The sequence below is a fragment of the Williamwhitmania taraxaci genome, from assembly GCF_900096565.1.
In the GTDB taxonomy this organism is placed as follows: Bacteria; Bacteroidota; Bacteroidia; order Bacteroidales; family Williamwhitmaniaceae; genus Williamwhitmania; species Williamwhitmania taraxaci.
Map to the genome: position 1 here is coordinate 72,713 of NZ_FMYP01000001.1, position 17,440 is coordinate 90,152.

Consider the following 17,440-nt stretch of genomic DNA (forward strand, 5'->3'; position numbering starts at 1 on the left):
GCCTTTCAGGCCTATTTTCTCTTCGGCATAAATAACTGGGGCGACAGGTAACAGACGATTTATTCAACAACTTTTCGGTGTTCCTTATGTTTTCTAATGGTTCCCTGTTTCTCTTTTGTTTCTCTATGTTCTCAGTGCCTCTATGTTTCTTTTGCTTTTATTGGATTGAATGTTTCTCCGTGTTCTCAATGCCTCTGTGTTTATTTTCCAATATCAAGAAAAACACCCCGACTTATTCGATCGGGGCGTTTCTTTTACTGTGCAAAGTCGTTGGGCACATGATATTGCGGCCCCGTTTCGGGAAGGCGATGAATGGTTACATCCCACTCAAGCGCAACGGGACATCCAGCAGGGGTTGTATTTACCACAACAAAAACCTTTTTGGAAACGCTAGTTGCAGCAGCCAATGGACCAATAAAGATTGCAGCATTAGGCTTCCATGTCACGGTTACGGAGCTGGTATTGCCCGGAAGTGTAACGGTTCCTATATTATCTTCAATACTCCACAGATAGGTCCATGTTGCATTGTTTGTCACGGAAAAACCATCGCCGGCTTGACCTGCGCAAGTAGATGCGTTGCCCGATATTTTTACGGCACTAGGTGTCGTATTTACTGTAATATCGATGGTTCGAGCTGTGCTGGTTCCACAGGAATTAGTTGCCGTAACGTTTAGTTTGCCAGAGGTTGCTGTGGCACCAAAGCTAACCAATACGCTATTGCCAGTCCCGGTAATTGTAGCTCCAGTTCCAACGGTGTAGCTCCATGTGTAGGTTGTAACCAACGGATCGTTGGGAACGGTATACACAACGTTGCTTTCGCCCTGGCAAACGGATGCCTTGCTGGCAGTATACGCCGCTGGTTGATCCGGAGTTTTATTCCAGGTAATGGTGCGGGTATCTGTGGCATTACTACAGCCATTAGCCCCGGTAAGGGTAAGGGTAGCGGTAGTTGTTCCCGAGGCAGCGGCAGGTGTAAAAGTAGCCAACGCCGGATTTGGGTTTTGTGTCCAAGTGCCACCTGCGCCCGACCATGTTGGTGTGCCCGTGTAAGATCCACCAGCCGAAGCACCGGTAAGGGCAATGGGGGCGGTGCCAGTACACACATTCGAATTTGGTCCGGCCTCGGCCACTGGTGCCTGGAATACAGTAACTGTAGTGCTAGCTGTTCCCACACAACCCTTTGTGTCGGTTACGGTGTAAGTCAGGTCGTAAGCACCTCCTGTGGCGTTCGTAAAGGAGGGGTTAGTTGTCGTTGTGTTCGAGAGGGAGGCTGCACCCGTTCCTGTCCATGCGTTAAGGGTATAGGGCAGGGCTCCTCCTGTTGGGGTTGCCGTTAGTGTAATAGGGGTTCCCGAGCAGGTGGATGGCGATGCCGGTGCAATGGTGGCAGTGGGTGGTGTAAAGGCTGTAATTGGGTAGTTAGCCGAAGCTGTTCCCGTGCTACAACCGTTGGTTCCGGCAACGGTTAGGTTTCCGTTGGTTGCCGCGGCGGAGAAGTCGATAGTAACGCTATTGCCCGTCCCGGTAATGGTAGCACCACCACCTGAGTAGCTCCAAATGTAGCTGGTGGCATTGGTAACTGCCGGAACGGTATAGGTGTATCCTGTGGCTCCCTTGCAAATTTCAGATGGACCCGAAATTGCGCCTGCGGCCGCAGGGGTGGAGGCAGTATTTACGGCAACGGTAAAGGTTGAAACAGTCCCGTTTCCACAGCCATTTACTCCCCTAACCGTGATGGTTGTAGTACCGGCAGTTGGGAATGTAAGGTTAATGGAGTTTGTGGTGCTGGCGCCGGTTGCTCCATTATCTCTTGTCCAGGTGTAAGAGGTTGCGTTAGCAATTGCAGGAACGGAGTAGGTTTGTGTCGATGCCCTACATACCGAAGCAGGACCCGAAATTGTTCCGGCTGCTACCGGTAGAGGATTTACAGTAACGGCAATGGCGCTACTAGTTGAGGAGCAAGCACCTGCATTTGTTCCAATCACATCCACCGATTGAGTCCCAACGGCTAGGGTAGATGTGGTGTAGGTATTGCTGGCTCCATTTTGAATGGTTGCACCATTAACCCTAAACCGATAGTTGGTTAGGCCTGCAGTGGCCGTAAAGGTAATGCTCGTTCCTTGGCAGATGGTAGCTAATGCTGGGCTGCTGGAAAGAACGATGGTTGGAATAGGGCTCACGTTTACGGTAACGGAGGTTGTTCCCGTTATGGTGCCTGCCACACCATTGGCGGTGATACCGGTTAGGGTATAAACGGTAGTTGCCGATGGGGCTACTGTAATGCTGTAAGGACTTGTTGCTAGTGCGGGAGTAGTAACGTTGGTAGCCCCAACCTTATAGGTCAAAACCCACGGGGGAGTTCCTGAGAATGCAACAACCATGGTGGTTGAACTTCCGTTACAAAGATTCACAACACCCGGGCTTGTAAAAGAGGCCGAGCTGGCCGAAAGTGGGGTAACCGAGGCTAGCGTAAAGTAGCTATAGCTCCCAAAGTTCACCGCCGAAGTGGTGGTAATTGTCCCATTAGTGCTTGTTCCCGATACCGATGCGCCGGTTCCAACAACTTCCCACTTATTGGTTGCGCCATTCCATCCCACAATCCGTAGGTTGGCTAAATCAGGAATTGTGCTAGCCACATCACTCGATCCGTCCAGAAATATGCTTATGGTAGATTGACCTCCTGTAGGGGCTTGTATCTTCCAGTATTCTGAGTGACTTACAGTGGTTATAGGACTCCCAAAATTAGCGGTTGAATATCCTGCTAAATCGGGATTTGCATAGAAGTAGGCTGCATTCCAATCGTTAATACCTGCAGGTCCGGATACGTTTTGCAGTGCAATAGGGCCGTGGGCTTTGGTGTTGGAGAAGTTACCAATTGGGAATGTAAAGCTGTTGCCGGTGATCATCTCCTTGGTGAGTGTTCCATTAACAAAGGAGAGTGGCGATCCGGCTGTAGGTGTTACAAATGCATTGTAGTTTAATCGAAAGAGGCTTCCGGGGGTTATGTTTACTAATCCATTAGTAAGCTTCAACTCACGGTCTATCTCTACATCGTTAAGGATATTCACGTCGTTTACATTGTTTACCTCAAGGTTGTTTAGCGCATTGGCGTTGGAAAACGAACCGGAAATACTCTGTGGAAGAGAACCAATTAAGGCAATGGTTGCATTGGCACCGCTTCCAGCATCATAGTTTCCACTTGTGCGGGTAATATTTCCCTTTACGCTTAGCTTCCTATTGTAATAGTTAAAGGTATTTAGTCCGGCTCCTCCCGCGATGGTTAGATCTCCATTTAGAATAAGATTGTTATTAGGGAAGCGTCTATCGCCACTACCGGTAATCTTAAGGTTATTAACTTCCAAGACGTTTCCAAGAAACTCATAGTTGAGGCCGGCTCCTCCAAAATCGAGGGTGCCGCCTGCCGAAGAGAAGAAGTTGTCGTAAACCGCTGCAGGAATATCGCCCACCTCAAGATAAATGGTTCCGGTTCCATTTACAATTCCTAACCTATGTCCGTATGTAGAGTATAGCTTCAGGGTGCCGAAAATCTCAGTCATGTATCCGGCAAGGTTGTTTGTGGTAACATCTACCGTATGAGGCGCATTTATTTTAGCAATTGCACCACGTGGCCCCCCCGAAACATTGGGTGTCCAAATTGTTCCGGTTGTCCAATCGCCATTGCTATTCGTTTCATAAATCGATACTTGATCGGGAATAGCACCATTCAACGATGCATCGCCAGCACCTGCGGTATAGTCGCCGCTGATTCCGGCATCATTCTTAAGGGTGAAGTTAAAGATCAAATCTTTTGTGGCTTCATCGAAATCGGTTTTTGGGAATTTCAACCAGCTACCTAATCCATTGGCCAGTAAGCTGGCAGTGTGGTAGTCGGCAACTGAGTATGGTGGGGTTACCTTTACATCGGTGTCGATGTAACGCATTTTTGCAGCTGCACTAAACCCTGATATCCCACTAGCTTTGAGCGTCCAGTAGTATTGAAGCGCATTATCTTTATCGGTTATTTGTGTAACCGATTCAGCATCTTCGAGTATGCTTGGGTGAATTTCATTGGCAGGCTTCACGGTAATACTTCCAGTGCTATTTCCGTTTGCCGAAATGGCAATGGTTACGGGTGTGTATTTATTCGATGAGCCTACAGGGAAGATAAAGTTGGGTTGTGCCCCAGCCGGAAAGGTTTTTCGAAGTCCATTATCGGTAAAGGAGATGTTGGTGGTAATCATGTTGGTGTTGGAGAATGGTGAGGCTTGTTCTATGGAAGCGCTTACCCCAAGGTCCAACAGGTTCTTTCCTATGTTGAAAACGCCGGACTGCATCTTCAGGGAGTTGATGATTTTAAACTGGTTAGCCACCGGTACGTCAATGCCATTTAGGTTGTTGATGGTGAGTTTACCAAACGTTCCATTACCGGTAAGTATTTGTGTGGTAGTTCCGTTGAGGGCAATACCATCGCCAGCACCGTATATATGGGTGGCATCGTTCAGCATATTACCCCTAACGGTCACCGTGTTGCTGGTGGTTGTAAAGGTTCCGGCTCTAAGAAATAGTTCATTTGAAATAAGCAGGGGAGTGTTTGCTCCATTTAGCACCACGCTATTGCTGCCTGTTTTATCGAGGTTGTAAAAGTTAATTGCAGAACCATTACTCGTGATGGTTTGCGTTGAGGTTCCCGATAGGAAGGTGGTGTTTCCGTTGGCGAGAAATGTTCCACTGCTGGTCATATCACCTTTAATAATCAGGTCTAATCCATTGGCATTAAATGTTGCGTTAGCATCAATGAGTAGGTTCGAGGTGATGGTGGTAGGAACAACCTCGAGTTTAGCAATTGGGTTTCGTGTGCTTTGGTTGTTAACGCGAAGTTTTGGAAGTGGTTTTCCTGCATAAATACCGATTGTTTGCCCAGCAGGGGTAGATGTATGACCAATATTTATGTTTGCGGCTAATCCAATACTATATGATGCTGGGTTAAAGTAAAATGCCGAAATTTCGGGACTGGTTTGGGCACGGGCAATAAACAAATCGCCACCAGTCATGGTGAATGAACTACCTGCATTGAGTATTTCAAATACTCCACGATTGTTTGCAGAGGCCGCATTTTGACCTGCTACTACCGTTCCGCCTGTTTGTGCAAAATGCAATACGCCAGCATCGGAAGTCAAGCTGCGACGAATTTGACCACCCACATTTAAGTTCCCACTTGATATGTTAATTGTAGCACTTCCTGAAGCACTGTATTCAATCGGGTTTTCTCCTCCTGAGCTAGCCATGTCGAGGGTTCCTCCACTGATGGTAAGGGTTCCATCGAGTGAAATACCAGAATTACCACTTGCTCTTGCTGTTCCTTGGAGTAAGGTTAGCCCAGCTGTTGAAGGAATATCGAAGTAGTCGTTACCTGAGGTTAGCGTAAGTATTCTTGCAGCATTGGGATTATTTGAAATGAACGTACCATTTTTCAACTCAAGCGCCTTGGCAACACCAATACCCGTGGTTGGTCCATTGAGCACGAAGTCGGTATCGAATTGGGCAGTTGTTGCCTTGCTGGTTCCTTTGTTAACTACGACTCTATATAAATTGGGAATATTTCCACTTACTCGATTGTAAACCATATTGCTGCTCCCATCGAGAAAAAGGGTAATTCTATCGTTGTTTGCGCCACTCCACAAATCGAGGCCGACTGGTGCAAGAGCTGCAGTGCCTTGAATAATATCTCCTTCAACGTGGAGTTCATGATCGACGAGCGGTGCAGTGGCATTTGGCGTTCTAACGTTAATTATACATCCTGCATTCTTCATAATAAGATCGCCCTTTACCACAATTTTTCGGGCGGTGCCTGTATTTCCATAGCCGATTTCTGCTCCACTACCGGAGTTTTGGCTGACAAACATAATCAGGTTTCGGCCAGCTGTAATATTTCCGGTAGTACCGGTAGGGAGCAAAAGATTCACATTGCCCAGTAGCTCAACATTTCCCGTTGTTGTAATGTCGCGGGTAAAAGTAAAGTTATGATTTTGTGATCCCCAGCCATCATTCGAAATATAGAGATTTGGAAATAGAGCGGGTGTGTTATTGATTATCCGATTATTTGTGAAGTTTTCATAAATTACATAGGAAGAGTCCTGACGGGCAAAATCTCCGATATCCATAAGGGTATAGTTGGGATCGGATTGGCGATTCCAGAACAACCCCTCGCCCTTAACAAGTTTAGTTACGAGTTGACCGGCCGGTTGATTTATACAAAGGGTTGGTCTAAACTGGAAGTTTGATCGGTAAACTCTAGCTACTGGGTTTCCGCCAATATCTGTCATTTTGGTGAAAACCACTTCTGCTACTTGCTGTATGTTATTATCAATCCACATTCCGTGAGGTTGACCAAGAATGGTGGGTCTTCCTGCATCGTTCCAAGGTACCCAGCCAATAACGGCAACATCACCAGCACCCGGAAACGATCCTGCAGCGGGTTGGCGGCTGTCGTGGGGTGCAAAAAGAGGATCAAGAATATTGCTTCGAGTCCAGGCATTACCATCTGTCCATCGAGGCTCTTGTTGATAGTCACGAGTATAGTAAATGAGCACGCTCCCGGTAAAACGAGCTGCCACACCGGTAGTGTAGTTGGCATTTTCGAGGGTAATTCCTGCCGAGGCAGGGCTAAACAGCCCGTTTGTGCTTGCTCCATTTATGGTAATAAATCGGGAATTATTTCCGGCACCAAAGGCTTTGATCACATCGTTTTCGGCGAGTGGTTCGTAAAGGCGGGTGTATGGGCTTTCGTCCAACACCTTGCCAGGCACGTAGGAGGCTTCATTTACTGCACCGGCAGGTAAGTCCACGTTGGCGGTGCCAAGCTGGTTGCGGTAGTAGAAGCGATAAGCTACTGTGGGAACAGTTGTAAAATCGCTATGCGATACGCGCCAGTAGTGCTGCAATACTTCTCCCCCTGCTTGGTTGGTTGTTTGTAGCGAACCAAATACGGGCCGGATGGTAATATATCCGTCGTCGCTATATCCTTTTACAACCACTTGAGCAGGACGGAAATATAGGGTGGTTCCAGCGTTGGGTGTCAATCCAACAGGGTAGGTGGTAGGTCCAAAGTTGTTGATGATGTTCGGCTGATTTTCGGCTTGGGAGTTTGCTGTAATCTTTATAGAAAGACCGCCATCGCTGGCTTTTCCATCGGTAAATATCATTGAACTACCTGAGGCGCCATTGTTGGCAATCTTCATGTAGCTGTTTGCGGCACTGTTTTCGAATAGTCCGGTCTCCATATTCCAGAGGTTATCAACCTTGAGGTTGTATCCCTTCAAGTAAATAAGACCTTTCACATACTCCATGCGTTCAATATATACGTCGCTGGTGAAGGTGATTTTAGCGGGAGGGGTCACGTTAATTTGAACGTTACCAAAAATGGCACCTTCGCTTGTTGTTAAAGTAAGTGCAGGATTCTCTACCAGCTGAATTTGAGCCCTACTGGGGGTAACTCCGGGATACCATGTACCCATGCGACCATTGTTGGTAATGGCGCCCCATGTGCGGATGGTGAATAGGTTCTGATTGAGAATACCCGAAAGAACGGATGCGTCGCCGTTAACATCCAAGGCAACCGACTCGTTGGCTCGTGCTGCTCCCGAGGTAAGCTTAATTTCGTAGCCCGATGTTCTATCAACTACTAGCTTACCAATTTCAAGTGGAAGGGTAGTTTCTCCAATATAGAACACTTCAACTGCATTGGTTCCGGCAGTTTTATTAAAGTAGGTGGTGTTCCTTGCAGTTGGTTGATTAGCTGTAGCATCGTATGGTGCCGTTCCTCCGGTAATTGCAGTGTAGAATGCTCCCTTTTCAATATAGAATGAACCCCCAATGTAGAGGTCGTTGAGAGCCGCATCGAGGGTAATTGTAGGGTAAGCTGCTCCTCCCGATTCTTGGCCCCAAATGCGCAAGTCGTTTAGAACTTGAAGAGGCTGGGCAGCAATGTTAATGTTTAATGGGCCAATATTTGCAGCAGCACCAAGCGTAAATTTGCGCGCAACGGCTGTGCTATTTTTAAGTTGAAGGTTCCAGAATGGTGCACGCGAGGTGATGAGAAAGTCTTCAATCGATGTTGTCTCGCCAATTACTGTTCCTCCAGTTATCTTGAGGTTTTCGGGATCGGAGTTTATCAGAATTGCCCCATTTCCCGGAGCTGTATTTACCTTAAGCGTTCCGCCCGACATGTTAAAAACGCTGGCAGTGCTAGGTAAACTGAACACGTAGTAGTCGTTATTAGTCGTTCCGCCAAGAACATTCACTGTTCCATTCGATTGAACGTAAGCACCATTGTTTGGATCGGCGCCCACATCGGAGGTTCGTAGCTGGTTGATATTTACAGTTCCGCCATCTACATTCAATGCTCCATTCTTACACAGCGTAACACCACTTGCTACTTTTGCCTCAAGCAACCCTGTTGTGGTCTTTATCTTTCCATATATAGCAATGGTTTGACCAATGTTTTTCTGCACTGTTCCACCATTAATCCAAAGCTGTGCTGCTTCCGAAATACTATACACGTTGGCAATTGATAGCGTTGGAATTACAACACTGTTGCCAATTCGTACCGTTCCGCTCACCAGACCAAGCGCATTGGCATTGTCGGCGAGCTGAGCTACAGCAGCATGGTTTTCGTTGGCAAATCCTAAAAGATTGAAGTTGGCTGGAGCTGTTGCATCAATGTTTAGGGTAAAGGTATTATCGACTCCCTTATTTATTTTGATTCGGTAGAAGTTAGTAATGCCTCGGCAGAATATGCTTTGGCTAGCGGCAGTATTCAAAAAGTTGGCATCTACAATACCGTCGGTTGCTTCAGTAGCAAAGTCGGCTGTTGCTCTATTTGTAAAGCGAACATCACCACTGTTGGTGAAATTTCCATAAATGTTCAGCTGGTGGCGAGCATTTGCTGATCCAGTAGTTATTTTCCCGGATGCAGCAACGGCAATATCTCCTTTTACTATTATGGATAGCGGTATGGTAGATAGGTTGTCGTTTATTTGCAATGTTCCATTCGAAACCGTTAGGCTTCCGTTGGTGGTATAGTTGGCAAGAAGGCTTAAAACATTGCCAACGCCCATATTTACGTCCACGTTGAAGAATGTGCGTGGAGTTGTAATAGTGCGGGTAACACCGTAGTATTCCACGGTTCCTTCGCCTTGACCTGCTGTAATGAAATCGGTAGCATCTCCCGATGGAAAGTTATCGCCTGCCAAACGAATTCGTCCGGTTCCGTTTATGGTTGTGGTGAATCCATGTCCAATAGTTATGCCAAAATCGATGGTTCCAACAACCGTGAGTTTATAATTCTGCTTGTTATTGGAGGATACGGTAACGGCTCTTCCCGAAAGCACAACAACTTCATCGAAGATCGATGTAGTAGAGGTGGTTGGTGTGTAGTTGTTTGGATTTAGAGGTTGAGTTCCCGATGGGTCGAGAGTCCAAACCGTGGGATCGTCCCAACTGCCGCTCTTTAGGGAGTAGAAAATTCGTTTCACAGGAACAACAGCAGTCCATTCCGCATCTAGCGTTGTAGCCGATGACGCTAATAGTGGATTACTCCCTGCAATTCCAGAACCGTTGGGTAGTGTCCAGTTATCTAGTGTGGGTTTGTAAATAATCTCATAAAGCGAAGCGGTTCCGCCAGTTGGAATATCTGATGCTAAGTAACCGAATGAAATATTGGCGATAACCGATCCTGAAATGCCATTTGTGCTGGTATTCCAATGCCTGTTTAGCGGGTAGTTTCCCGGAGCACCTGTAGAGGGTGCTGTGCTGCTTTGCAGTCTTAAGGTAGATCCCGGAGCAATGGATGTAGCCGAGAAGGTGCTTAATGTGATCGGGGTGTAGGTTGTGCCTGTGCCAATGGGGTAGGTAAGCACAAAATCGGAGTTTGCTGAACCTTGTTTTACCAATCCACCTGTTCCATCGGTGATAACCATATGGGTGTTGTTAAATGTACCCGAAACAGGATTCACAATAGTAAGATCGTTGTTGCCAAGGGTTAAGTTTCCGTTGGTAAGGGTTAGTGTTCCGTTGATGGTGGCATTCGCCTGTAGCGATTTATTGCCACCACCCGAAATAGTGACATTACGGTAGTTAGGGCTCCCAAACATGGTTTGATCACCGGTGCGGGTGTAATTTACATTGCTTGCAATTGCTGCAGTCGTTAATGTGCCTATAGCGTTGGTTGTCCCTCCTAAGTCAAGAATATGAGCACGATTTCCAGAACTCATATCAATGGTGCCATTTCCGGAAAGATTTCCAATGACTGTAATTGTTCTTGCTGCAGCAGCATTAAAAGCAAGAGTGCTATTGCTAATACTTAAATCGCCGTTGATGTTTATATTTGCAGCAGGTAAGGTTTTAATGCCGCCCGTTGATGATGATAGGTTAAAGTAAGTATAATTTCCAACACTCTGCGCACCAGCACCATTATAATTAACTGTTCCTGTGCCGCAATTGAATGTTCCTGTATGATTGTTGTTTCCTGCAATATTTAAAGTACCACTGCCAATTGTAATTATTCCAATTCCTGTCAAATTTCCAGTCATGGTCAAATTGAAATTTCCAATGCTCAATGTGGCTGTTCTTGTTCCGGTATAATTAATTGAAACATTAGAGACGCTTTGAGTGATGTTCTGATCTAGAGTTAATACTCTGCCAACACCATTCCCTGTTACATTGATTACAACTATATGATTTTCTCCATTTACTTGCCCTGGATATGTCGCGGTTGTGGTTGTTCCCGTTTTTGTCCAAGCAATTCCGGTCCAATTTCCAGTTGGATTCACAGGCGTGGTGAACGTTGTTTGCCCCCATGCACTCCCAACCGAAAGTATCATCACGATTCCCAACAACAGCCGCACCGCCAACTTGAATGGAGTGTAGCTGCTCGGAATAGTCGAAGACTTTGTGTTCTGGAAATTTTCTGTTCTCGCAATGGCTATATTTTGCATTATATCAGTGTTTTTCGATGGAAAAATGATTGTAAACATGATGAATCTTTGATAAAAACAGTTAACGCTTCAAATTTTTAACTACAAACGAAAATCCAATATTATTGTCCAAAAATAAAAAGCAGACAAAAATACTCTATATCTTCCAATAATTGATCCATTTGTGGCATGTAGTTGGTATAGAGAATTTTGATGTTTTCAATGCAGCTTTGTTCTGTTAGATTGTCCGAATATGGGCTTTCCTTGGCATTTGCTCCATTTAAGCAGCAAATAACGAACATCTTTATGTTCCGCAAACGAGAATAATTGGAGAAGGTTTACCGAAAAGGGGTAGATAAGCGTGTTTTTTTGATGCGGAGTATGAATTATTTGACTATGAGACAATGCGCCCCCGATAAATCGGGATCTCTGCTGCACTCCGGCCCCGTTGTCACGGGATCTCCGTTGCACTCCTACATTTCACTCTTTTTTCTTCTGCCGTCTGTTCACCATTCACTTTTTCCCAGTCTAAACTCCTCTGTGTGAATCTGTGGTAATTGAGGCTGAGAGAAGGGATTCGGAAGTTGCTCGATTACAGTCGGTAATAAAAATTTCACCGTGTTACTCTGTGTGTCCACTGTGTTACTCTGTGTAAAGAGTTTAAGTTAAGGGTTAAAAGACAGAAGGTTGTCTATATTTCTCTGTGTAAATCTGTGTGAATCTGTGGTAATTGAGGCTGAGAGTAGGGATTCAGAAGTTGCTCGATTACAGTCGGTAATAAAAATTTCACCGTGTTACTCTGTGTAAAGGGGGTTTAGTTAAAGGTTAAAGGTTAAAAGACAGAAGGTTGTCTGCATTTCACTGTGTAACTCTGTGTAAAGGGGGTTTAGTTAAAGGTTAAAGGTTAAAAGACGGTATGTTGTCTAAATTTCTCTGTGTAAATCTGTGTAAAGGGGGGTAAGTTAAAGGTTAAAAGACAGAAGGATTCAGCATTTGGAAGTTTCTCATCTACAGTCTAAACTCATCTGTGTAAATCTGTGTGAATCTGTGGTAATTGAGGCTGAGAGTAGGGATTCAGAAGTTGCTCATCTATATTTCACTGTGTAATGGGCAATGTGCCAATCATTCAATGCATCCCCAATAAGTAGGAATATCCTCTCGCTAATTTATCTGTATTAATACAACTTCATTCTCGAAAAAAGTATATAATTTGGCCACCATGAAACTGATTATAGCGAAGCTCGATTATATTTTTTGGTTGTGGATTGGAGCGCTTTTTGTTGGGGCGCTAATTCCCGGGTTAGGTGTCGGTCGGGTAACCATTGAATCCTTCTCCTTCCGTGCCGATTATCTCTGCCATGCGCTGGCCTTCTTTGGAATTGTAGCCATATTTACAATGGCTCAACTCAATGATATCGTTATATTTAAACGGTTTGCATGGATTAAGTTGATTCTGCTATGTATTGTGCTGGGGATTTCCATTGAAGTTCTTCAATACTTTATACCGGGTCGATCGTTCAACCTATTCGATATACTATCCAACCTAGTGGGGCTATCTTTTGGACTGCTGCTTTTTCGCGTAGTAGCACTTCTTCGGGATTAAATAGGCAGAAGGTTGTTCATGGCGCTTTTAATGGTTTTGAAACGGAACTCGAAGCCAGCTGCGCCCAGCACAGCCGGGGAGATGGTTTGATCAGTCAAAAATATTTCTTTACCCATGCCTCCCGGTAGCAACTTAACCAGTAGTGCTGGGATGTGCAACCAGAATGGCCTGTGTAATCGGGTAGCAACTTCTCGGTTGAACTCCTCCTGCCGACAAGGTTCCGGTGCCACTAGGTTAACGGCACCTCTAATTGTGCTGTTTTTCAGGAGAAAGCAAATAGCCCTCACCTCATCCTCAATGTGAATCCATGGAATCATACGGTTTGCCGAGCCAATATTCCCTCCGAAAAAGAGTTTAAATGGTTGGATTAACTTGGGGAATGCTCCGCCTTTTTTGGAGAGAACTATTCCGGTGCGGAGGTAGACTGTTCGGATGTTGAGGATCTCCGCTTTGTTTGCCGCCCCTTCCCACAGTAGGGTCAACTCAGCCAGGAAGCCTTTTCCGTTGGGGCTACCCTCTTGTGCTTCGTTTATTTGGGGCCCGTAGTATCCAACCGCTGATCCTTGTATAAGAACCTTAGGCTTCGTATGCATTAAAGCAAAGGCCGTTGCGAGGTTTGTTGTGATATCGTAGCGGCTTTCGAGTAGCCGTTTCTTACGGGCAGGGCTCCAAAATTTGTTTGTAATTCCTTCGCCTGCAAGGTTTATAACGCCATAGAAACCGTTAAGGTGTGATGCAAGTTCACCCGGGCTTATTCCATCCCACTGAATATGCTTCACACTATTCCCGGAATGATCGTCGGGAATATGTTTCCTTCTTGAGACAATAACGGGCGTGAAGCCTTCTGCCAATAGCACGGGAACTAATTCTTTCCCGATAAAACCGGTACCACCAATAATCGCAATATTTTTCATTGGACTGTCATTGATAAATTTGGATTTAATGATGCACGGAAGCGGTCTTCAGTCTTCAGTCTTCAGTCTTCAGTCTTCAGTCTTCAGTCTTCGGTCTTCAGTCTTCGGTCTTCGGTCTTCAGTCTTCAATTTTGCCTTCGGCGAGCTCGCTTCACGGTTCACCTGTTATTGCAAGTTGAGAACCAATTTCATTCATCTATTGACCGTTTCGTTCAGGCGGCGGTTCATCGACAGATGTATTTTCAACCATTTGTCCGCGCCGCCAACTCAAGTGTATTTTCACTTTTACCATAATCTGGCACCTACGGCGCCACTCCGTCTGCCAACTTCAGACTCCGGTCTTCCGTCTTTTAACCCCGATAAATCGGGATCGTCGTTGCTCTCCGACCCCGCTAGCGCGGTATCGTCGTTGCTCTCCGACTTTCAACCTCTTCCGACTTCTGACTCCCGTCTTTTAACCTTTAACGTTTACCCTTTAACGTCTCGGACTTCCGTCTCCTGACTTCCGACTTCCATCTTTCAACTTCTCCTGTCTTCCTCTATTCCACAGTCACCTTCACCTTCTGAACCATTTTGAATGCGGTGGTTAATGAGGAGATATCTGGATTTAGATTACCGTTAGTGCCATTGTAGCTACTAATGCCAATGGGCTGCAAAAAGTAAACTTTGTCCTCGTTATCGGTATCCACGTCGATGGAGTAGACTAGTGCCGGTTGGCCTGATGCGAGATACTCCTCATCGCCCGGAAATTTGTCGTTGAACCAGTAGTTATTGAAGTCCCAAGGCTGGTTTATTTCCATCAGGATTTTATAGCGCTTAAATGCCACTGCGCTTTTAGCTTTTAGAGTAAACGAACCTGATGGTGTTGCTCCCGAAACGGCGTCGGGAATGGGGTTTTCCTTAGTTGGAAGATACAGGCCGTCGGTTGTTTTGTTGCCGAACTTGTGACTAAAGTAAGGAAGGGCAGAGGGATGACGGCGCGTACCTTTTTTCCATACCCCATCTTCCATTACCCCGTATCGGAATACACCGGTAGCAAAGGATTTGGAAACATATAGTGTCTGCAGGAAATCACCATTTTCTTTTTCTGTCCAAATGGCAATTAGTGGGTGCTTAAACCCGGGACCTTGCTGAACCTCCACGGTAATAATCTTTCCACTTACATCGGGTTTTGTTTCAATCAGCAAAGCCGTTTCACCCGTAGATGATTTCTGGGTGGAGCAGGCCGCAACACTTAAGGCGGCAGCGGCAAGGAGTAGTAACTTAAATGTGCTCATATCTGATGTGATTTAGAGAAGTATAATTTAAGAAAAAAATAGATGCGTTGCGATTCTTATTTTTAGTAGGTAGCCGTTGGTGTTTGTTTTTGTGGATTCATCTATCGGTTATTTTTCGTCACCCATCGATTCATCAACGCAACCCATCGTTCTCTACCGAGGGCTCCGTAGGAGCCAGACGTTGGTAATAAAACAACTCCAATTCCCATTGCACCCCGTATGTGGCGTCCCTATTCCGTTAAAACTCTACAATTATTCCAATGGTAGGCAATACAGTACCCGATCCATCGGAAGGAATTTCCTTAAGGTTGTATCGAGTAGGATCAGAGGCATTAACACCTGCGGATAAGTAGTTCGATTGCTGTTCGGATTTAAAGTTGTAAAGGTTTTGAATATCGAGGTAGCAGTTTAAACTCCATTTTTTAAAGAAGTAACTTTTATCAATTCGCACATCGAGCTGATGAAAGGCTTTATACCGCAGTGTATTAAACTTGCCATAGTTTAAGTAAGGGCGGTTTTGAGTGTCCCAAACATCAACAAGTGCCGATCGTTCCAAATCGTAAGGGGTGTAGGGTGCACCTCCAAGGTAGCGCCACCTCACGCCAACTTCCCATCCCTTCCGGAACTCACGAGTAGCGGTTAGGGTTATTAAGTTTCTATTGTCCCAAGCGGTTGGGTTGTATCCTCCGGTGCTCTCAAGGTTTTTATCGGTTTTGTGTACCTCGCTCCACACTAGCGTATAGGCGATGATTGCATTTATTCCCATAAGATTCTTGGTGCGGTAGAGAAGTTCCAATCCATAGGAACGCCCCTTGCCAATAGATCGAAGCGCTTCATCGCCGAAGGTTCCGAAATCGGCTCCCTTGCTCGATATGGCTACCGAATCGGAGAGTGAAAATGGATAGTTGGAGTAGGTTTTATAGAAGGCTTCTGCCGTAATCTTACTTGCATCATTTGGATTGTATTCCACTCCGGCTACTAGGTGGTTGGATGCAATGTATTTCAACCCGTTGGCTTTGTTTACCAGGGTTCCATTTTGATCGGCAAAGCCTAAGGATGTGTTCGATGGCTGCATGTAGTAGCGTCCGGTATTGAAGTTGAGCACCCAATTATCTGTTAGTGAATAAGAAGCCGAAAAACGAGGTGATATTTGGCGCAATAGGTTATTCATCTCGGTCGAATAGCTGTTGGCGTCGGACCTTAGTCCCAACGAGAGGGAAAGTTTATCGTCCCATACGCTCTTCGTTACCTGCCCAAATAGGCCCCATTTTAAGTAGGTCAATGTTCGGTTGTAGTCATCAACTCCTGATCCATTTCCCGATGCTATGAGGCGATAGGTTTGGTTCGAGTAGTCCACATACTCGCCCAGTGCACCTGCATTTATCTTTATGCCCGACAGGGTTTGCCTATCGTATTCGTATCGGAGTTTATTTTCCGCCTCAGTGGAGCTGTAATCTAGAATTTTATAGGAATTATTGTCGTTGTTATTGTATTTGTAGGCCGTATTGTTTAGGAAACTCCTACTCACCACCCATGTATCGGTTCCATTGGCGCGGTAGTGTTTATACACGACACCCACGGTATAGTTCCACTGCTCGTTTATAGGCAGCGTCTTTAGTAAAAATTGCTGATCTTCGGTTGGGTTCTTTATCCCTGTATTGAGTTTGAATTGATCTAGAGCACCTAACCCAAGAAAAACAATTTCGTTTTTTGAATCGATTCGGGTTTTTACCTTAAACTGTAAGTCGTTGTAGGTGGGGAGAAAGGGTAGTCCAATAATGTTGAACAGGAACTGTAAGTAGCTACGTCGCGCCGATACAATAAAGGTGGTTCGCTCTGAAATAGGGCCATCGAGGGTAATTCCCAGATCGGATGCACCCAATATACCCTTAACCTTTAATCGGTCGCGGTTGCCATCCACCAATCTAAAGTCGAGAATGGAGCTGAGTGCATTCCCCTTGTTGGCAGGGAAAGCCCCTGAGTAGAAGTTTACTTCACGCACAAAGTCAACATTGATGATTCCAACCGGACCACCCGATGATCCTTGGGTGGAGAAGTGGTTGATGGTGGGGATTTCCACGCCATCGAGGTAGAATCGGTTCTCGTTGGGTCCGCCACCGCGCACAATCACATCGTTGCGGAAAGATGCGGAGGATGATACTCCAGGAAACGACTGAATAACCTTCGATATATCGCGATTGGCTCCGGGTGCTTTTTCAATTTCGGAGATGCCTATCCTTTGTAATGAAACTGGACTTTCCTCACTTTTTCTGAATGCAGAACCTCTCACCGTCACCTCTTGAATAGCAATAGAGGTTTCTTCCATACCAATGTCGAGGTTAGTAGTTGCAGCATTGGTAACCCTCAACTCTGGCGAAACATAGGGTTTGAATCCTATCGACGAGGCCGATACCTCTGCAAAGCCGGGTTGCAGGCCAGTGAAGATAAATTCGCCTTCGAAATCGGAAACCGTACCAATATTTGTACCCCAAATAACTATATTAACAAATGGAATAGGTTCATTATTCTTGAGGTTGTATACTCGACCTTTTATAATTCCACTATTCTGACCTAAGGCTGTGATAGTGCTCAGTGCAACAAGTAATAGCAGTAATATCTTTCTCATCGAAATGGCTTTTGTTTTAATTTCTGTTTTTAAAATATTTGCAATTC

The 17,440-nt window shown here is 45.6% G+C and carries 5 protein-coding genes; 1 reads left to right on the top strand and 4 read right to left on the bottom strand.

Translation table 11 applies throughout. The annotated features are described in order from the left end of the window. Window positions 1-254: 254 nt before the first annotated feature. Window positions 255-10,994, bottom strand: coding sequence for a beta strand repeat-containing protein (locus tag BLS65_RS00285; protein ID WP_125869712.1), 10,740 nt, complete (start codon window positions 10,992-10,994; stop codon window positions 255-257). Window positions 10,995-12,192: 1,198 nt separating this feature from the next. On the opposite strand from BLS65_RS00285, the gene BLS65_RS00295 reads away from it, so the two are divergent. After that, entirely contained in the window at window positions 12,193-12,576 is a 384-nt protein-coding gene (locus tag BLS65_RS00295) for a VanZ family protein (protein WP_092434014.1), read from the top strand. Here the strand turns inward: BLS65_RS00295 and BLS65_RS00300 are convergent. From BLS65_RS00300 to BLS65_RS00310, 3 genes are all read right to left on the bottom strand, one after another. Next, a complete protein-coding gene (locus BLS65_RS00300; protein WP_092434015.1) occupies window positions 12,573-13,490 on the bottom strand; it encodes a TIGR01777 family oxidoreductase in 918 nt (305 codons plus the stop codon). The two genes, BLS65_RS00295 and BLS65_RS00300, sit on opposite strands and share 4 nt — an antisense overlap. Before the next feature lie 539 nt (window positions 13,491-14,029). Then, complete coding sequence (locus BLS65_RS00305) at window positions 14,030-14,767, bottom strand: hypothetical protein (RefSeq protein ID WP_092434018.1); 738 nt, start codon at window positions 14,765-14,767, stop codon at window positions 14,030-14,032. 238 nt (window positions 14,768-15,005) lie between these two features. Further along, window positions 15,006-17,393, bottom strand: coding sequence for a TonB-dependent receptor (locus tag BLS65_RS00310; protein ID WP_092434020.1), 2,388 nt, complete (start codon window positions 17,391-17,393; stop codon window positions 15,006-15,008). Between the last annotated feature and the right edge of the window lie 47 nt (window positions 17,394-17,440).